Origin of the sequence: Streptomyces lasalocidi, from assembly GCF_005280215.1 — a bacterium.
GTDB lineage: Bacteria > Actinomycetota > Actinomycetes > Streptomycetales > Streptomycetaceae > Streptomyces > Streptomyces longwoodensis.
In genome coordinates this window covers 7,699,670-7,718,936 of record NZ_SZNQ01000001.1, presented here as the reverse complement: position 1 = coordinate 7,718,936, position 19,267 = coordinate 7,699,670, and the positions used below count along the sequence as shown (strand labels likewise).

12 protein-coding genes are annotated in these 19,267 nt (G+C 70.1%); 6 read left to right on the top strand and 6 right to left on the bottom strand.

From position 1 onward, the window contains the following. Nucleotides 1-45 precede the first annotated feature (45 nt). The 6 genes from E4U91_RS34590 (at nucleotide 46) to E4U91_RS34565 (ending at nucleotide 8,485) form a co-directional block, all read left to right on the top strand. Nucleotides 46-1,656, top strand: coding sequence for a SagB family peptide dehydrogenase (locus tag E4U91_RS34590; protein WP_137310451.1), 1,611 nt, complete (start codon nucleotides 46-48; stop codon nucleotides 1,654-1,656). 120 nt (nucleotides 1,657-1,776) lie between these two features. Next, nucleotides 1,777-4,401 carry a lantibiotic dehydratase gene (locus E4U91_RS34585; RefSeq protein WP_168218223.1) on the top strand — a complete coding sequence of 875 codons (2,625 nt, stop codon included), beginning with the start codon at nucleotides 1,777-1,779 and terminating at the stop codon, nucleotides 4,399-4,401. Further along, the gene (locus E4U91_RS34580) at nucleotides 4,401-5,462 is read left to right on the top strand and encodes a thiopeptide-type bacteriocin biosynthesis protein (RefSeq protein WP_137310449.1); all 1,062 of its coding nucleotides are present in this window, start codon (nucleotides 4,401-4,403) and stop codon (nucleotides 5,460-5,462) included. The genes E4U91_RS34585 and E4U91_RS34580 overlap by 1 nt, the downstream gene beginning before the upstream one ends. Next, nucleotides 5,459-6,700: a M50 family metallopeptidase gene (locus E4U91_RS34575; protein ID WP_137310448.1), complete on the top strand. Its 1,242-nt coding sequence runs from the start codon at nucleotides 5,459-5,461 to the stop codon at nucleotides 6,698-6,700. Before E4U91_RS34580 ends, E4U91_RS34575 begins: the two co-directional genes overlap by 4 nt. Continuing rightward, complete coding sequence (locus tag E4U91_RS34570; protein WP_137310447.1) at nucleotides 6,693-7,643, top strand: ABC transporter ATP-binding protein; 951 nt, start codon at nucleotides 6,693-6,695, stop codon at nucleotides 7,641-7,643. The genes E4U91_RS34575 and E4U91_RS34570 overlap by 8 nt, the downstream gene beginning before the upstream one ends. Beyond that, the gene (locus tag E4U91_RS34565; protein WP_137310446.1) at nucleotides 7,640-8,485 is read left to right on the top strand and encodes an ABC transporter permease subunit; all 846 of its coding nucleotides are present in this window, start codon (nucleotides 7,640-7,642) and stop codon (nucleotides 8,483-8,485) included. The genes E4U91_RS34570 and E4U91_RS34565 overlap by 4 nt, the downstream gene beginning before the upstream one ends. A 218-nt stretch (nucleotides 8,486-8,703) precedes the next feature. Here E4U91_RS34565 and E4U91_RS34560 read toward each other — a convergent pair. The 6 genes from E4U91_RS34560 to E4U91_RS34535 form a co-directional block, all read right to left on the bottom strand. After that, nucleotides 8,704-9,521, bottom strand: a protein-coding gene (locus E4U91_RS34560; protein ID WP_422070927.1) for an IS5 family transposase whose coding sequence is annotated in 2 segments (ribosomal slippage) — nucleotides 8,704-9,183 and nucleotides 9,186-9,521 — 816 coding nt in all. Because the reading frame shifts where the segments join, the coding sequence is not laid out codon by codon here. Nucleotides 9,522-9,572: 51 nt separating this feature from the next. Then, a complete protein-coding gene (locus E4U91_RS34555; protein WP_137310445.1) occupies nucleotides 9,573-11,189 on the bottom strand; it encodes a glycoside hydrolase family 13 protein in 1,617 nt (538 codons plus the stop codon). A gap of 186 nt (nucleotides 11,190-11,375) precedes the next feature. Continuing rightward, complete coding sequence (locus E4U91_RS34550; protein WP_137310444.1) at nucleotides 11,376-12,251, bottom strand: carbohydrate ABC transporter permease; 876 nt, start codon at nucleotides 12,249-12,251, stop codon at nucleotides 11,376-11,378. A 16-nt stretch (nucleotides 12,252-12,267) separates the two neighbouring features. Then, complete coding sequence (locus E4U91_RS34545; protein WP_137310443.1) at nucleotides 12,268-13,227, bottom strand: carbohydrate ABC transporter permease; 960 nt, start codon at nucleotides 13,225-13,227, stop codon at nucleotides 12,268-12,270. Between the two features lie 67 nt (nucleotides 13,228-13,294). After that, a complete protein-coding gene (locus tag E4U91_RS34540; RefSeq protein WP_137310442.1) occupies nucleotides 13,295-14,707 on the bottom strand; it encodes an extracellular solute-binding protein in 1,413 nt (470 codons plus the stop codon). Nucleotides 14,708-14,959: 252 nt separating this feature from the next. Continuing rightward, nucleotides 14,960-19,246, bottom strand: a complete 4,287-nt coding sequence (locus E4U91_RS34535) for a discoidin domain-containing protein (RefSeq protein WP_137310441.1) — start codon at nucleotides 19,244-19,246, stop codon at nucleotides 14,960-14,962. Nucleotides 19,247-19,267 lie beyond the last annotated feature (21 nt).

The window sequence follows — 19,267 nt, the reverse complement described above, 5'->3', positions numbered from 1 at the left end:
TCGCGCCGGAGATGCCCGCCCACCCCGGCCGAAGAAGGAGAGCACGTGTCCGAGGACCGAACGCAGGTCGTGAGCGACTACGTGGAGTCGGTGTTCCGGCGCGGCCGGGAGCCGATGGAGCCGGTCGGCTTCAGCCCCGACTGGGCGGACCAGCCGTCCCGGCACAAGACCTACCTGGGGGTGCGGCGCTTCCCGCTGCCGCCCGGCACCGGTCAGCCGTTGGCCGGTGCTGCGGACGTCCTCTTCGGCGAGCCGCGCGCCGACCAGGGCCCGTTGTGGACCACCGACTCACTCGCGGCGCTGCTGCGGCTGTCCTACGGCGTTCTGGACCGCCGGCTGCGGGTGAGCTGGAACCAGGACAGCCACGTGCGGGTGCTGTATCCGGAGGCGCTGTGGGGGCGCGGTACCGCTTCGGGAGGAGGCATGTACCCGCTGGAGATCTACTGGGTGGCGGGTCGGGGCGGTCCGCTGACCCCCGGTGTCTACCACTACTCGACGGCGCACCACGGCCTCGAGCGACTGCTGGCGGGGGACCTCACCGACGAGGTGCGCGCGGCGTGCGGGTCCGCGACCGGGAGTGGGACGGCGGACGGCTTCCTGGTGGTGACCGTGCGCTTCTGGAAGAACTCCTTCAAGTACAACAGCTTCTGCTACCACGTGGTGACCCAGGACGTCGGCGCCCTGCTGGGCAACTGGGAGCTGATCGCGCGGGGGACGGGCCGGCGCCTCACCCGCGTGCTGTGGTTCGACGACGAGCGACTGAACCGGCTGCTGGGGCTCCCGAGCGACGAGGAGAGCGCGCTGGCCGTGGTGCCGCTGTCGTTCGGCCCGCCCGCCGGCCGCGCTTCCTCCTCGGTGCACCGAGGCGCCCTGATCGACCGGCCGAGCTTCGAGAGGTCGGCTCGCACCCGCACCTTCGAGCAGGTCGCGCAGGTGCACCAGGCCGTCCTGGCGGACCGGCGCGAGCGCCCGGCACCCGCGACGGCACGGCGTCTCGTGCCGCTTCCTCGTGACGAGGGCGAGGAGGTCGCGCTGCCCGGGCCGCTGACCGACCGGCTGGGCCGCGACATCGGCGAGACGCTGCGCCTCCGGCGCACCAGTTTCGGCTCCTTCACCCGCTCCCGGCCCCTGCACCTCGACGAACTGGCGACCGTGCTGGCGGGCACGGTCTCCGGTCAGAGGTACGCCTCGGACGTGGTGCCCGACGATGTCGGGCTCACGGGCCTGTACCTACTCGCGAACCGCGTCACCGGGCTGCCGAGCGGCACCTACCGCTACGACGCCCACGAACACCGGCTACGGGCAGTCCGCCGGACGTCGCTCGCCGAAAAACTGCAACGTGCTTACTACCTGAGCAACTACAACCTGGAGCAGGTCGGCGCCGTACTGGCGATCTCGGGCCGGTGGCGGAGCACGCTGGAGGCCTACGGCAGCCGCGGCTACCGGGTGCTCAACTCCGAGGTCGGAGCGTTGGCACAGACGGCCTGCACCGCCGCTGCCGCGCTGGGCATCGGGTGCGGGGCGGTGCTCGGGTTCGACAACCTGGCCGTCGACGAAGCGGTCGGCCTCGACGACGGCGACGAGCGAACCTTCCTCTACGTGCTGCTCGGCCACGAACGCGCGGACAGCGCGGACTTCGACTACCGGCTGGTTTGAGAGGGCTGATCCGTGACATCCAGCGCGCTGCCATCGTCGACGGCTCCCGCGGCGCCGGGCGCGCCCCCGCCCGGACACATCAGCGGGGAACACGTGACATGGCACCTGATGCCGAGGTTCATGCTGCGAGTCGGCGGTCTCCCCTTCGACACCGCCGCCGCGCTGGCCACTCCGGCCGGCGCCACATGGGCCGACGCCGTGATCGACGCGCGTCTTCGACTGCGTGAGCGAGGGGCCCGGCTCGCGGACGCGCTCCAGGAACGGGTGGCCCTGAATCTCGACGACCAGACGGCCCGCCGGAGGCTGATCAACCTGCGCCGTGACGTCTTCAACGCTCGTGCTCCGCGGGGTCTCGCAGCGGCCGAGCGGCTGCTGCCGGCGGAGGAACTCGCCGAGCTGCGCGAGTGGTCGGCCGACCGGCAACGGCACGAGGCACTGCTGCGCACCGGCCGCGACGTCCTGGCGGAGGAGGTCGCCGCCGCCCGACGGGAGCTGCGACGTGTGGCGACCGAGACAGACCTGCGCTGCGGCATCCAGCTGTCGTCCCCGTCCCTCGACCAGTACCTCGACGACTACCTGCGGTGCGGCGACGGCCCGCTCAGCAAACGGCAGCGACGGATCGAACGGTCGCTGCTGGAGTACCTGCTGCGCACCGCGTGCAAGACCAGCCCGTTCAGCACGCTGACGGCCATCACCGCGGGTGAGTTGGCAGAGGCCGACGGCCGGACACTCACCGCGTCCGTCAACGGGTGGGTCAAGCGGGGCAGCACCCGGCTGAACATCGCCGTGCTCGCCAGGCTCTCGGAACTGCTCACCGTGGACCCCCAGGTCCGCCGTGATCTCCCCGTCCGGGCCACCAGCGGACTCCAGGTGCACCGCGATCAGGTGCGCTACCTGCGCAAGCTGCGCGGAGCCAACGGCGACGCGGACGCGGCGGTCACGCTGGACGCCGTGCACGAGACCCTGTTCTTCCTGTCCGGCGGAACGGCCCTCGCCGACGTGCTCACCGTGTTCGGTGACGGCACGACGCTCAGGTTCGCCGACGCCGTGCGGCGACTGTGCGCGATGGACGCCGAGCGACCCCAGGAGGAAGCGGAGCGTTATCTCGCGCAGTTGCTCGGACTGGGTCTGCTCGTGGTGCCGGATCTGCACATCGACATCCACGACGCGGACCCGGTCGGCAGCTACAGCAACGGCTTGCGCCGACTGGGAGCGGGCTGGGCCCACGACATCGCGGATCTCGTCGAGCACATCGGCGCGGACGTCGGGCGATTCGCCGACGCGGATGTGCGTCGCAGACGTGAACTGCTCGCACGGGTGAGGGAGTCGGTGGCCCGAACCTATCGCCTCGTCGGCCGCGACGACACACCGGTCCTGCGTACGCTCGTCTACGAGGACACCACTCTGCCGGGGGTGTCGGTGACCGGGGACGCCGTCGCCTGGAACCGGTGGCTCACCCCCGGCCTGGGCCGACTGGCCCGACTCCTGCCCGCCTTCGACGGGAACCTGGTACGCAGGCTCGTCACCAAGGGCTTCTTCCGGGTGCGCTACGGGGAAGGCGGTCGCTGCGAGGACTTCCTGTCCTTCGCGCACCAGTTCAACGAGGACTTCTACAACAACTTCAACCAGCGACTCATGCGCCACCAGCGCTTCGACGGCACTGTCGTCCACGGGTACGACAACTGGTTCCGGCAGGAGGAGATCGAGCGCATCGACCGCGCCCGTGCCGCCGTGGCACAGGAGATGCGCCTGCGGTACCGCAGCGCCCGCGCGACCGGAGCCGACATCGAACTGGACGAGAGCTTCGTGACCGGCGTGGAAAGCCTGCTGCCCCGGCCGGAGCGTCTGCGCTCAGTGTCGTTCTTCCTCCAACTGGCCGAGAACGGCACCGAGGACCCCCTGGTGGCCGTCAACCGCATCTACTCGGGACTCACCCTGCTCTTCTCCCGGTTCGCGCACTGCTTCGACGACGACCTCACCGCGTCGCTGAGCCGGTCGTTGAACGACGTGGTGCCGCCGGGAGCCGTGTTCGCCGAACTCAAGGGCGGCTACGACACGACCAACCTGAACCTGCATCCCGTCGTCACGCCCTACGAGGTGGTCTGTCCCGGAGAAACCAGTTTCCGGCCGTCGCACGAGCAGATCCCGGTGGAGGACCTGGTCGTCGAGCACGACCCGGTGACCGACCGACTGCGCCTGCGTTCACGCCGGCTCGGCGTGGAGGTGATCCCCGTCTACCTCGGCTTCCTGCTGCCGATGGCGCTGCCTGAGGTACAGCAGGTGCTGCTGAACTTCTCCTGCACCACCATGGTGCAGCTCGACCTGTGGGAGGGCACCGGCATCCCGGAGGGCGGCAGCGGCGTCCTGCCCCGCGTCCGGCTGGGCAACCTGGTGCTGCAACGCAGATCGTGGCGGTTCGGCGCCGACCAGGTGCCGCCGGCCGTGCCCGGACAGTCCGACCAGGAGTGCTACCTGGCCTGGCGGGAATGGCAAAGGGCGGCCGGACTGCCCCGCCACGTGTTCGCCGGCCTGGGCGGGGAGCGCAAACCGCAGTACGTCGACTTCGACTCGTACGCGTGCGTCCGGCTGCTGGAGACCGCGGTCCGCAGGAGTGCCTCGGCGGTGGTGCTCACCGAGATGCTGCCCGGGCCCGACCACCTGTGGCTGCGCGACGGCCGGCACCGGTACGTCACCGAACTCACGGTCGAACTCAACGGACTCGACGGATCGGGAACGGAGCGGTGATGGGTGCCGAGCAGGGAGGAAGCGACAGCGTGGCCATCGAGGCCGAGCCGGACGGCGGCTGGGTCAGCCTGCACGTCTTCTACGCCGCGAACGCCAACCCGGTGCTGGTGCACTGTGTGCGGCCACTGGTGTCGCGCTTGCGTGAACGGGGCCTGGTGCGCTCGTGGTTCTTCATCCGTTACTGGATGGAGGGCCCACACGTCCGGCTGCGTCTGCTCCCGGCCGACGCGTCAGTGGCGGCCGAGGTCACCGTGACCGCACGGGAAGCACTCGAGGGATACCTGCGTGAGCGCCCCGCGCTCTACGAGGAGGACCGCAACGCCAGCGGCGACCTGTACAAGAACATGTTCCTCGCCGAATACAGCGAGGAACGCTGGAACGAGCTGTACGGCGCCGACGGCACGATGCCGTTCCGGGACAACAACAGCGTCGCCCTCATCCCGTACGAACGCGAGCTGGACCGGTACGGCGGTCCGGCCGGCATGGAACTGGCCGAGTGGCACTTCCAGGAATCCAGCGAGACGGTGATGGCCCTCCTCGGCACGACGAACGTACACGTGCGGACCGTACTGCTGGGCCAGGCGGCGCAGTTGACCGCAGGGCTGTGTCTCACTTTCCTGCGGGACGAGGAAGCGGTGGCGCGGTTCCTCGTCCGCTACCGCACGATGTGGGAGACCTCGTACCAGGAGCCGAGCGAGAGCCAGCACGAGCGTTTCGACCGCAGCTACGAGCGGATGAAGGGGCGACTGGTGTCCCGGTTGCGGCACGTGCGGGACAGCGCCCGGGGTGACTCGTCCGCCTCGCCCACCCCGCTTGAGCGGTCCTGGCTCGCGCACTGTGCCGAACTCCGCGACAAAGCACAGGCCTTGGCCGACAGCGGGAACCTGACGTTCCGTGACGGCCCGGTCCGAGACCCACGGGCCGCGCTGGCCATCGTGCTCAGCTCCTACGTCCACATGACCAACAACCGGCTCGGGGTGAGCATCCTCGACGAGATATACCTGTCGTATGTCATCGGCAAGGCGCTGCCCGACCTGTCACCCGAGGGGGCGCTGCGGTGACCGACACGACGTACGACCGGCCCCGCCTGCGATCCGAGGTGGTACTCGGCCCTGCCCTGCGCTCCGGTCCGAGGACCGTCCACCACGTCAAGGACGCACGCACCGGCGGCTATTACCGCGTCGGCCCCCGTGAGCACTTCCTCATGGGGCTGATGGACGGCCGACACACTCTCGCGGACATCGGTCGCAGGTACACCGAGGTCTACGACCGCCGACTCGGGCCCGAACACTGGCAGCAGGTGTTCACCCTGCTCGGCCGCTACCAGCTGCTGGACGGACACGCCGACGACGCGGGCCTGGACCAGCTCAAGCAGGCGTACGAGGGCAAACAGTCGGCGCAGCAGGGCTGGCTGCGACGCCGCTGGGTGCTGCTGAGTCCCGACCCCCTGTGCGCCACCCTAGCGAGACGCCTGGCGTTCGCGTTCCACGCGGCGTTCCTCGTACCGGCCTTCGTCCTCGTGGTCGCTGTCCAGGTGTTCGTCTGGACGCATGTCGCCACCCTGACCCACGAGGCCACCCATCAGAAGTCCCGGGCGATCACCCTGCTGCTGTCGGCGCTGGTGTTGTGGGGAATCACCGTGCTGCACGAGTTCGCCCACGGGGTGACCTGCCGCCACTTCGGCGGCACCGTCACCGAAATCGGGCTCAGCTGGCGGTTTCCCCTGCTGACACCCTACTGCCGCACGGATGACATCGTGCTGTTCCAGCGACGCAGGGACCGGGTGGGCACGGCGTTCGCCGGTGTCTTCGTCAGTCTGCTGGCGCTGGCTCCGGTGGTGGTCTGGTGGTGGCTTTCCGGTGACGGGGTGCTCGGGCGCCCGCTCGCCGCCGGCCTCCTGCTGTTCGGCAGCGGTGCCGCCGTGATGAACCTGCTGCCGATCCTGCGATCGGATGGTTACGTGATGCTCACCCACGCGCTGAACATCGCCGATCTGCGCCGCGAGTCCTACCGGTTCTGGCAGCTGAAACTGCGCCGGCGTGACCCTGCGGCCCGGGAACGGCTGAGCGGCTATCCGCCCAGGGACATCCGCGCCTACGCCGTCTACGGAGTCGTGTCGCTCCTGCTCCTCCTGTCCGCCTACGGTGCGTTGATGTGGGTCTGGTTCAGCAGCCTGCAGCACTGGGTGGGGCCGGTGTGGGCGGTGACCATCCTCGGCGCGGAGACGGCGGCGGTGGCCGGGATTCTGTCACTGGCCGCTCGCGGCCGCTCCGGCCGACGGCGGGCCGCCGATGGGTGACGACGGCGACATCGCGGTCCGCTGCGAGGGGCTCACCAAACGGTTCGGGCCGGGAACCGGCGTGTTCGGCCTCGACCTGTCGATCCGCCGCGGCGAGGTCTACGGACTGCTCGGTCCGAACGGGGCCGGGAAGAGCACCGCCCTGCGGATGCTGGTCGGGCTGATCCGGCCGGCCTCGGGAACCGCCACGGTACTCGGTCACCCGGCCGGGACCCGGAGCAGCCTACGCGGCGTGGGAGCCCTGATCGAAGCCCCGGCCCTGTATCCACACCTGTGCGGCCGGGACAACCTGCGCGTCCTCGCCGGTTACGCGTCCGTGCCGGCCGCTCGCGTCGACAGGGTGCTCGAAGCCGTGGGGATGACCGCCAAGGCACACGTCGCGTTCCGCGCGTACTCGCTCGGCATGAAGCAACGCCTCGCGGTGGCCGCAGCGCTGCTGAAGGACCCGGCTCTCCTCATCCTCGACGAGCCGACCAACGGTCTCGACCCGGAAGGAGTGGTGGGCATGCGCGACCTGATCGCGGGCCTTCGCCGCGACAACCGCACCGTGCTGCTGTCGAGCCATCTGCTGTCCGAGGTGGAGCACGCGTGCGACCGGGTGGGAGTGATTCGCAGGGGCCGCCTGATCGCCGAGGGTACGGTGGCCGAACTGCGCGGCGGCGTGGACGGGGGCGGGCTGTCGGTGACGGTGGACTCGCCCGAACGCGCCGCCGGGCTGGTGAGGCAGTTGTCTGCCGTCCGCTCGGTGAGCGTCGTCGGCGGCGAACTGCGTGTGGCCGTCGACCCGCACGAGGCGGCCGCCGTCAACCGGCTGCTGGTGATGAACGGACTGGCCGTCAGCGGACTGCGCAGACGCGTCCCGTCCCTGGAGGACGTGTTCTTCGACCTGGTCGAGGACCATCGGGCCACTGGACCGGAATCCGTGGAGGTGGTCAACCGGTGATCGGCGTCCTTCGAGCAGAACTGCTGTCGGCATGCAAGCGCCCCGGCGTGTGGGTCGTGGGCGGCGCCTGGACCGGTCTGGCGGTGGCCTTCGGCACGGTGGTGCCGTACGTCGTCTGGCTGGCGATCAGGAACCGGCGGGCCGGAGCGTCGGGTGATCCGGAGAAGCTGATCGAAGGCCTGCTGCCGGACAGGTTCCTGGCAGGTACCGTCGACCTCTACCCGATGTTCGGCAGCGCCCTGATGCTGATCCTCGGCGCCGTCCTCGTCGGCGGGGAATACCGGTGGGGAACCTGGGGCACGCTGCTGGTCCAAGGTCCCGGTCGGACCTCGGCGGTGCTCGGCAAGGCAGTGGCGGCAGCGGCGGCGGTCCTGTGCGTCTCGGTGCTGGTGCTGGTTGTCAGCGCGGGGGCGAGCGCGCTGGTCGCAGGGCTCACCGGCCGATCCGCGCAGTGGCCGGACGCGGCGACACTGCTGGCCGGAGTCGGTGCCGTCTGGCTGATCAGTATGGCCGCGGCGAGCCTCGGCATCGTCCTGTCCGTCCTGCTGCGGAGCACCGGGGCCGCGATCGGAGTCGGGCTGCTCTGGCTGCTGGCGGTGGAGAACCTGGTGTCCGGACTGGCCGGGCCGTTGAGTGCGCTGAAGACGCTGCAAGAGGTACTGATCGGCCCGAGCGCGGGGTCGCTCGCCGCGGCCCTCGACCCGACCGGCCGACCGAGCGCCTCGGTTCCGGGGGTCGTCTCGGTGTCCGGTCCCCTGGCCGCGAGCACGGTGCTGGCAGCGTACGTGGTGGTGTGCCTCGGCCTTTCCTCCATGCTCGTCTCGCGTCGCGATGTGGCATGATCACGTCGCCCTGACCGGTCCTCGGCCGCTGGCGGCCCGAGCGGTGGATGCCGGCCGACGCCCGGCCGGCCGGCGCCGAGATGACGCCGGCTCACCGGACGCGCCGGGAACGACCGTCGAGCAGACCGAGGGGGCCGGGCGCGCCTCGCTGCGCCTGGGCCACCGGTGAGGGAGCACCGGGGACCGTCGGTGTCGGCCTCGGAGAGGGCTAAGTGGCCCTAACAAAGCCTTTGGACGTGTCGGTGGGTGATCAGGCAGACGGCAAGGCCGAGGAAGGCCTCGTGGATGTCGTCGCGTCGTTCCCAGCGGATGCGCAGGCGGCGGAAGCCGTGCAGCCAGGAGATGGTCCGCTCGACGACCCACCGGAAGGTCCCAAGGCCGGTGCCGTGAGGCTGGCCTCGTTCGGCGATCACTGGCCGGATGCCCCGCTTGCGAAGGAGCCGGCGGTACTTGTCGTGGTCGTAGCCGCGGTCGGCGAAGAGCATGTCCGGGCGGCGTCGGGGCCGGCCGACGACTCCCGCGACCGCTGGGATCTTGTCAAGCAGGGGAAGGAGCTGGGTGACGTCGTTGCGGTTGCCGCCGGTCAGCGACACCGCGAGCGGGATGCCCTGGCCGTCGGTGAGGATGTGGTGCTTGCTGCCCGGCCGTGCGCGGTCGACCGGGCTGGGTCCGCTTTTGGGCCTCGCCGAGCCGCTCTGATATGCGAGGAGTCGATCACCGCCCGCGACCAGTCCAGCTGGTTCTTCGACCGCAGCTTGTTCAGCAGCAGCTGGTGCAGCTGGTCCCAGACGCCGGCCTCGTTCCAGGCCGCCAGACGCCGCCAGCACGTCATGCCCGAGCCGAAGCCCAGCTCCTGGGGCAAGTACTCCCACTGAATGCCGGTGTGCAGGACGAACAGGATGCCGCACAGGGCCTGCCGGTCAGGCACCCGCGGCCGTCCCTCAACCTGCTTCGGCGGCGGCTCGGGCAGCAACGGCTCGATCAGCGACCACAGTTCGTCCGACACGATCCACGGCCGCGACTGACGCTTCCCCATGCCCGCATCAACGAACGATCAAGCCGACAGTCACATGATCACGCGCTTTTGTTAGAGCCAGTAAGGCCTCCTCAGCCACACCGCTGTGTCCCGCGGCAGTCTGCCGTCCGTCGTCAAACGCCCGCTGGCCAGGAGTACGTGGTCGTGGGGCGGCAGGTCCACCGGGGCCGCGGAGAGGTTGACCACGCAGAGCAGGCCGGACGGGCGGGTGAAGGCCAGGACGTCGGCCGGTGCGGGGAGCCAGGTCAGCGGGCCGTCGCCGAAGCCCGGTTCGGCGCGGCGCAGGGCCAGCGCCGTGCGGTACAGGGAGAGCATCGAGTCGGGGTCCTGGCTCTGCCGGTCCACCGCGTAGCCGGCCCAGCCCTCGGGCTGCGGCAGCCAGGGCTCGTCGCGTGAGCCGAAGCCGGCGTGCGGGGCGTCCGCCTCCCAGGGCAGCGGGATGCGGCAGCCGTCCCGGCCCGGGTCGGTGCCTCCGGAGCGGAAGTGCATGGGGTCCTGGATGCGGTCGAGCGGCACCTCGGCCTCGGGCAGGCCCAGTTCCTCGCCCTGGTAGAGGTAGACGGAGCCGGGCAGGGCCAGGGTCAGCAGGGCGGCGGCCCGGGCGCGCCGGGTGCCCAGCTCCAGGTCGGTGGGGGTGCCGAACGCCTTGGTGGCGAAGTCGAACGCGGTGTCCTCGCGGCCGTAGCGGGTGACCGTGCGGGTCACGTCGTGGTTGCACAGCACCCAGGTGGCGGGGGCACCCACGGGCGCGTGCTCGGCGAGGGTGTCGTCGATCGCGCGGCGCAGCCGGCCCGCGTCCCAGGGACAGGTCAGGAAGGTGAAGTTGAAGGCGGTGTGCAGCTCGTCGGGGCGCAGGTAGCGGGCGAAGCGCTCGGCGTCCGGGAGCCAGACCTCGCCGACGAACACGGCGCCGTACTCGTCGGCGATCGCCCGCCAGGAGCGGTAGACGTCGTGCAGCCCGTCCTGGTCGATGTACGGGTGCGGGTCGACGCCCTCGGTGAAGTCGGCGAGCGCCGGGTCCTTCACGAGCAGCGCGGCGGAGTCGATGCGCACCCCGGCCACCCCGCGTTCGAACCAGAACCTGAGGATGTCCTCGTGTTCGCGGCGCACGGCCGGGTGGGCCCAGTTGAGGTCCGGCTGCTCGGGCGTGAACAGGTGCAGGTACCACTCGCCGTCGGGGACCCGGGTCCAGGTGGGGCCGGCGAACTGCGACGGCCAGTCGTTGGGCGGGAGTTCACCGTCGGCGCCGCGGCCGGGGCGGAAGTGGAACAGCTCCCGCTCCGGGCTGCCCGGCCCGGCCTCCAGCGCCGCGCGGAACCAGGCGTGCTGGTCGGAGACGTGGTTGGGGACGATGTCGACGATCACCCGGATGCCCATCTCGGCGGCCTGGGCGATCAGTTTCTCCGCCTCCTGAAGGGTGCCGAAGGCCGGGTCGACGGCGCGGTAGTCGGCGACGTCGTACCCCCCGTCGACCATCGGTGAGGCGTACCAGGGGGTGAACCACACGGCGTCCACGCCGAGTTCGGCGAGGTGGGGCAGTCTCGCCCGGGCGCCCGCGAGGTCCCCGGTGCCGTCGCCGTCTCCGTCGGCGAAGCTGCGCGGGTAGATCTGGTAGATGACGGCGTCTCGCCACCAGGCGTCGGTGCGGGGCGGGTGCGGGGCTGCCACGTGAAACGGTCCTTTCGGGCAGGGGTGGTGCTTCGCCGCCGGCCCGGAGGCTGCGGGGCGTCGGACGGACCGGCGGCGAAGGCATGGGTGGGGGTGCGCGGTACGGGGCCTGGGGCAGGGGTGCGAGGTCGTACGGCCGCGCCGGCACCGGGGTGCGGGGGCCGGGGCCCGCCGGAGCGGCGGGCGTCAGCCCTTGAGGCCGCCGGCGGTGAGCCCGCTCATGATGTTGCGCTGGAACACCAGGAACAGCAGCAGCGTCGGAATCGAGGCGATGGTGAGCGCCGCGATGAGGACGTTCACGGGCACGCCGTTGGACAGCGAGTAGATGCCGACGTTGAGGGTCTGTTTGGATGGGTCGGGCAGGGTCAGCATCGGCCACAGGAAGTCCTTCCAGATGCCGACGACCGCGAAGATCGACACCACCCCGAGGACGGGCCGGGAGATGGGCAGCACGATGGACCACAGCACGCGCATCGGGGACGCGCCGTCCATGGCGGCCGCGTCGAGCAGTTCCTGCGGGATGGAGTCGAAGAACCGCTTCAGCAGGAAGATGTTGAAGGCGTTGGTGACGGACGGCAGCCAGATCGCCCACGGCGAGTTGAGCAGGTTGCGCTGCACGAGCGGCACGTCGAGCACGGTGAGGTACTGCGGCACGACCAGCACCGTCGCCGGGATCATGAGCGTGGCGAGCATCATCCCGAGGATGGCCTTGCCGAACACCGGCCGCAGCCTGGACAGCGAGTAGGCGGCGGCGACGTCCAGCACGAGCTGGAAGGCGAGCGCGCCGAAGGCGTAGTACAGCGTGTTGAGCAGCAGCGTGGAGAGGTCCATGACCTCCCAGGCGTGCGAGTAGTTGCCGGGGGTGAACGACTTCGGCACCCAGGTCGGGGGTGTCTGGACCACTTCCTGGCTGTCCTTGAAACCACTGGAGATCATCCAGTACAGCGGGCCCAGGAAGACCAGCGTGAAGCCGGTGACGACCACCGCGAACACCGTCCAGTAGACGATCTTCCCGCGGGGCCTGGCGAGTTGGGCCGGTGAGATGAGGGTGCGTGTGGACATGGCGGTCTCCCCCGGGTCACTCGTCGTCGGCGCGGCTGAGCCTGGCGTACGCCCCCGAGAAACCGGCGAGCAGGACGAGCAGGAGCAGACCGAGCGCGGCCGCGGCGCCGTAGTTGTTGAAGTTGAAGGCGTACTGGTAGATGAGGTAGACGACGGTGGTGGTCGAGCCCTCGGGTCCGGCGCCCCCGGTGAGCAGGAACGGCTCGACGAAGACCTGCATCGTGGCGACGATCTGCATGAGCAGCATCAGCGACAGGATCAGCCGGGTCTGCGGGATGGTGACGTACCAGATCTTGCGGAGCAGGCCGGCGCCGTCGAGTTCGGCCGCCTCGTACAGCTCGCCGGGGATGTTCTGCAGCGCGGCCAGGTAGATCAGTGCGGCGCCGCCCATGTTCATCCAGGTCGCGGCGATCACGACGGACAGCATGGAGAGGTCCGCGTCCTGCAGCCACTGCTGCTCGGGCAGGTGCAGGAACCGCAGCACCTCGTTGAGCAGGCCGTACCCGGGGTCGTAGAGGTACTTGAACAGCAGCACCGAGGCGACGGGGGGCAGCATCACCGGCAGGTACACGAGCAGCCTCAGGTAGGCCTGGCCGTGGCGGAACTCGTTGATGACGAGGGCGGCGACGAACGGCGCCGCGAAGCCGAACACCAGGGCCAGCACGGTGAACAGCGCGGTGTTGCGCCAGGCCTGCCAGAACGCCGGGTCGTTGACGACCGTGGTGAGGTTGTCCAGGCCGACCCAGCGGGTGTGGCCCGACTCGGTCTTCTGGAAGGCGAGGCCGAACTCGCGGACCATCGGGTACCAGGAGAAGACCGCGAAGCACACCACGGCGCCGATGAGGAAGGCGTGCGCGGTGAGGTTGCGGCGCAGGCTCCTGGTGAACCGGTCCCGGCTCGGCGGGGGGCCCGCCCGGCGGGGCAGGGTGCGGCGGGCCGGGTCGGTCTTGGTCGGGGTGAGGCTGGGGGCCGACATCGTCGCTCCTCGGTGCGTGCTGGTCGGCGGGGGCGGACCGCTCGGGGCCCGCCCCCGCCGGGGGCGGTCACTGGTTGGCGAGGACCTGGTCGACCTGTGACTCGGCCGTGGACAGCAGCTTGTCGATGTCGGCGTCCTTGTCGGTGAGGATGCCGGACATGACGTTGTCGAGGACCTTGTAGATCTCCTGCGCCTTCGGCGGCTCCGCCTTGCCGGCCACCGGGTTGTCCATGAAGGTCTTGAAGTTGGCGACCGGCATGGTGGCGTTGGCCGCCCGGGCGGCGTCGTCCTGCTTCTTCGACTCCCCCAGCCAGAAGTTGGGCTGCGGAACGCCGACGGGCAGCTTGTCCGCCTTGGTGCGCGCCCAGTCGAACTGGCCCTTGCCGACGGTGAGGTTCTTGTAGTTCAGCCAGGCGATCGCGGCCTTGACCTTGTCGCCGGAGATGCCCTTCTTGATCATGTAGTTGTTGCCGCCGGCCAGCGTGTTCTTGCCGCCGGGTATCGGGCCCATGCCGAAGTTCTCGTACGTGGCGCCCAGTTGCTGGACCATGTAGGCGATGTCGTCCGGGGCGGCGAGGAACATGCCGAGCTTGTCGGTGGCGATCTGCTTCTGCAGGTCGCCCCACTTCAGCAGCTGGGTCTTGCCCATGCTGTCGTCCTCCCAGCGCATCGCGTGGAGGTTCTGCGCGACCTGCTTGCCGATGGCGTCGTTGAAGGCGGCCTTCTTGCCACTGGAGTCCACGACGTCGCCGCCGAGGCTGTACACCGCCGCCGTGAAGTGCCAGCCGCCGGTGTTGGCCGCGCTGTAGTCGCCGTAGCCGGCGATGCCCTTGCCGAGCCCGGCGATCTTCTTGGCCGCGGCGCGGACGTCGTCCCAGGTGCGCGGCGGGTTGTCGGGGTCGAGCCCGGCCTGCCGGAACAGCTTGCGGTTGATGAGCAGGCCCATCGTGTAGTTGCTGGTGGGCAGGCCGTACAGCTTGCCGTCCTGCTTGAGCGAGCCGAGCACGTTCGGGTCGATGTCCTTGAGGGCGGGCACCGTCTTGTCGTTGACGTAGGCGGTGATGTCCTCGGCGCCGTCGTTGTCGAGCACCTGCGGCAGGTCGGTGAAGTACGTGTAGAACACGTCCGGCTGCGACTTGGCCTTGAGCATCGCGGTGAACCGCGGCGGCTCCAGGCACTGGCCGGGGGTGGAGCGGCCCTCGATCGTGACGTTCGGGTAGGTCTTGTTGAACGCCGCGACGTCCTCCTTCCACTCCTTCAGCTCGGCCGCCTTCGCCGCCGGCGGCATGCAGTCGATGGTGATCGTCACCTTGGTCTTCGGGTCCAGCGGCGCGGCCGGGTCCGAGGACCCGCTGCCGGAGTTGCCGCTGTCGTCGCTGCTGCTGCTCGTGCCGCAGGCGGCCAGAGCGCTGAGCGCGAGGGCGGAGACGACGACGACCGCGCCGGTGCGGCGGGTACGGCGGAGCCGGGCTGTTCTCATGGGTGGTTCCCCTTCGGCAGGAACGATGAGGTGGCCCCGTCGCCGATGCGTGGTGGGGCGTCGCACACTCAACCACCGCCAGCAAAGGAACGCAATATCTCGCGCAGATTTCGTAAATCCTCGACAGAACATGGAAGGGGGTGCTCCGTGGGGCGCCCCCGCACCGGCCCACGCGGACGGGCCGGCGCAAGCCCCCACGGAGCTCGCACCGGCCCTCCGGTGTACGCGGCGGCGCCTGCGGGGCGCCCGCCGTCAGGGGTTGATGTTGATCTTGAAGGTGGAGGTGGTGTTGCGGACGTCGACGGCGTTGTTGCTCATCTCCAGCCCGTTGAACGTCACTTCGCCGACCGCCGGGCCCTGGCCCGGCTCGGGCATCTCGTTGGCCCACAGACCGAAGCCGGACTTGGCGTCGAAGGCGTCACCGCTCTTGCGGGCACCCGTGACGGAGACGTCCGTGAAGACGGTGTCCTTGATCGGGTTCACCGGCTGGCCGTTGAGGTACTGCGTCTGGAACATGATCCCGCTGTAGGTGGGATCGACGATGTCGACGTGATTCACCCGGATCCCCTGGAACACCTTCGAGGCCGAGAACAGCCAGATGCCCGGGAAGGTCTGCTGGCCCCAGAAATGACCGCCGGCCCGCACCACGGAGATGTTCTCGAAGGTCGTCGGATCGCTCCCGAAGCCGTTCATCGGATAGCCGAAGTCCAGCGACGAGATGGTGATCCCGGAGTAGACCAGCGTGTCGGCGATGTGGATGTTCCGGAAGGTGTTGTGGTACCCGCCGTACACGGCCACACCCGCGGCACGCCAGGTCAGGGTGGTGCTCAGGTTCTCGAAGACGTTGTTCTTCTCGTCCGCGCCGCCCGCGTCGATCGCCGAGAACAGCGCGAAGCTGTCGTCGCCGGTGGCGCGCGCGTCGTTGTTGGTGACGAGGTTGTCGGTGGAACCGTTGGTCATGTTGACGCCGTCGGCGAACAGGTCCCGGATCCGCGAGTTCTTGATGGTCATCCGGTCGGTGTTCGCACCCCAGTACAGGCACACCATGTGCTCGTTCCAGACGTCGTCGATGACGATGTCCGACACGTTGGAGAAGTCGAACACCTTCCCCGGTCCGTCGATGCGCGAGGTGTAGTTGCCGAAGTAGGCGAAGCCCTTGAACACCGACCCCTTGGCCGACGCCTCCGCGCGGAAGCCGATGTCCGTGTTCTCCTGCGACGCCGGGGCGTGGAAGGTGGTGAACCAGGGGCCGGCGCCGACCACCTGCACCGCCTTGCCGTACACCTGGAACTTGCTCGACGTCTCGTAGTCGCCGGGCGGCAGGTAGACGCCGACGAGCTTGCCCGTGGTGTCCATGCGCACCTTGTCCAGGGCGTCCTGCACCGCCTGGTGCGTGAAGCCGGTGGGCACGACGTACGTGGCCGGGTCGGGGTTGGCGGCCGGGATGGCCTGCTCCAGGTTGACGAAGTCGATCGCGTAGGTCGAGGTGTTGGCGGCGTCCTTCTGCAGCCGGATGCGGCTGCCCTTGGGCACGGTCTCGCCGAGCAGGACGTGCGCCTCGTCGTAGATGTGCCGCGGAGCCCCGGCGCTCGGCGAGTTGCCGGGTGAGGCCTCGGCCCCGTACAGCCAGGCGTACTTGGAGGTCAGCGGGAGGGCCTTCTTGAACACCCCGTCGACGTAGACGTCGATCGTCGAGTCGATGCCCCCGCCGCCCGGCGCGTCCGGGATGGAGAAGCGGGTCACCAGCGTGTTGGTCGCCGCCCGGGTGGTGAACTCCACGTACTCGCCGGTCGCGTCGAGACTGACCGCCTTGCGGCCGGAGGCCTCACCGGCGACGTCCCCGATGGTCCGGTTGGGGCCCACGACGGTGGCCCCGCCGCCGGCCGTGCCGTCCTCCGCCTCGTACATGTCGTACGGCATGTGGGCGCCGCGGCCGACGAAGAGGGGCTGGCTCGCGGTGTTGTTCTGGCGCTTGACCGGCAGCTCGTTCGCGTCGTCGGCGATCACCGTGCGCACCGTGTACGACCCGTTGGCGGCGGTCCAGGGACCGAGCTCCACGTCCGCCGAGGCGCCGGCGGCCAGCGTGCCGCTGTACGCGCCGCTCAGGGTCTTGACCGTGCCGCCCTGGGCGTCGGCGAGGGTGAGCGTGACGCCGTGGCTGCCCGCGGCGCTCGCCTTGTTGCCCTGGTTCTTCAGCGTGACCTTGAAGGTGACGGTGTCCCCTGCCGCCGGGCTGGACGGCGTGGTGGTGACGGACGACGCCACCAGGTCGGCGCTCTCGACCGGTTTGACGACCAGGGAGGTGGGGCTGGTGTAGGTGTTGTTGGTCTCGTTCTGCTCGATCACCGCGTTGGACTCGTCGGCGACGGCGCTGAGCTGATAGGTGCCGGCCTCACGCTGTCCCAGGGACGCGGTGACGGTGGTCTGCGCGCCGGCCGCCAGCGGGCCGACCTGCGCGGTGGCGACCTTGCTGCCGCCCAGGCGCACGGCCAGGGAGCTCGCCGGGGCGTCGGCCGGGCCGGAGTTGCGCACGGTGGCCGAGACGGTCAGGGCGTCCGACTCCACGGGCGCCGCGGGCGACACGGTCAGCCCGGTGACCTCCAGGTCGGGGTTGGGTGCCGGAACGCCGATCACCTGGAACTCGGCGAGTTGCCCGGCGGACGAGCCGGAGTTGGCCGTGAACTTCAGCTGGACGTCGGCCACGCGGGCCGCGACGGGCACCGTGACGCTGTTGCCGTCGGCCGGGTCGAAGGTGTAGCTCCTGGCGGCCACCAGGGAGGTGAAGCCGTCGGCCTTCTGCTCCCGGCCGAGGACCTCGACCGTCTGGGTGCGCCGGGACCAGGCGGCGTCCGGGTTGAGCTTGAGCACCAGGTGGTCGAGGTCGGCGTTGGCGCCGAGCTTGACGGTGAGGGTGTTCGGGTAGCTGCCGCCCGCGCCCTCCCAGTAGGTGCTGAGGTTGTTGTCGTCCGCGTTCTCCGCGACGTAGGTGTACACCACGGAGGAGGCGCTGATCGGCTTGCCGACGGCCAGGTTGGAGCCGCCACCGCCGGTGCCGTTGCGGGTGACGCTGTTGCTCGGCGCCGACTGGTTGCCGGCCGCGTCCCTCGCCCGCACCGCGTAGGTGACGGTGCTCGTCGCGGGCTGGGTGTCGGTGTACGTGGTGACGTCGCCCGTGACCGTGGCCCGCAGGCTGTTGTTGGCGTAGATCTCGTACTTCGCCACGCCGACGTTGTCCGTGGAGGCGGTCCAGGTCAGCTTGATCTTTCCGTCGCCGGGTTCGGTGAGGGCTAGGTTGCCGGGCGTGGTCGGCGCCTGGGTGTCGCCGGTGTCTCCCTTGCGGGTGACGGTGGTGCTGTTGGCGGACTGGTTGCCCGCCGCGTCCCTCGCCCGTACGTAGTAGGAGACGGTCTCGGCGGCGGGGCGGGTGTCGGTGAAGGTCGTGACGTTCCCGCCGACGCTGCTGAGCAGGGAGCCGTTCGCGTAGATGTCGTAGCCGGTCACCCCGACGTTGTCGGTGGCGGCGTTCCAGGTGAGGCGGATCTGGCCGGTGGCCGGCTCGGTCAGGGCGAGGCCGGCCGGGGCGCTGGGGGCCTGGGTGTCTCCGCCCTCCGGGCCGTAGATCTCCAGCTCGGAGATCTGGGCGGCGGGCTGGACCGTGTTGGCCGTGACCAGCACGCGCACGTAGCGGGTGGTGGTGGCGTCGAAGGAGATCGTGGCCGCGTTGCCGCTCGCGGGGTCGAAGCCGTAGGCCCTGGAGGCCGTGAGGTCGGTGAAGTCGCTGCCGTTGGTGCTGCCCTGGATCTTCAGGGTCTGGCTGCGGGTCTCCCAGGCGGCGGGCAGCTTCAGCACGACGCGGTCGACCCGCACGGAGGAGCCGAGGTCGGCCTGGAGCCACTGCGGCAGGGCGTTGTTGGTGCTCTCCCAGTAGGTGGCCCGGTTGCCGTCGTTGGCGTTGCCCGCGGCGTAGACCTGCGTGGTGCTGCTCGCGGTCAGGGTGCGGCCGGCGGCGAGGTTGGCCGACGACCCGGTGGCGGCGTGCACCTCCAGCTCGGACAGCTGCGCCGCCCGCCAGCCGGTGTTGGCGGTGACGGCGATCCGCACGAACCGGGTCTGCGTGGCCGGGAAGGCGACCGTCACGGTGTTGGCGGAGGCGGGGCTGAAGGTGTACGTGGCGCTGGTCTTGAGGGTGCTGTAGCTGGTCCCGTCGGCGCTGCCCTGCACGGAGAGGGTCTGGTCGCGGCTCTCCCAGCCCGCGGGCAGCTTCAGGACGACCTCGTCGACGCGCTCGGTGGCGCCCAGGTCGGTCTGCACCCACTGCGGGAGCCCGGAGCCCGCGCTCTCCCAGTACGTGCCCTGGTTGCCGTCGGTGATGTTCGGTGCCGCGTACGCGCTCTGGGCGCTGCTCGCCGACGCGGTGTCGCCGAGCGCGATGTTGGGTCCCCCGGCGGCCCGGGCGGCGAGCACGGGGCCGCCCAGGGTCAGGAGGCTGGTCACGATCACGGTGCTCAGGGCCCGTGATCTCCATCGGTGGAATGTCATCGGTCCTCGATCTCTCCCCGC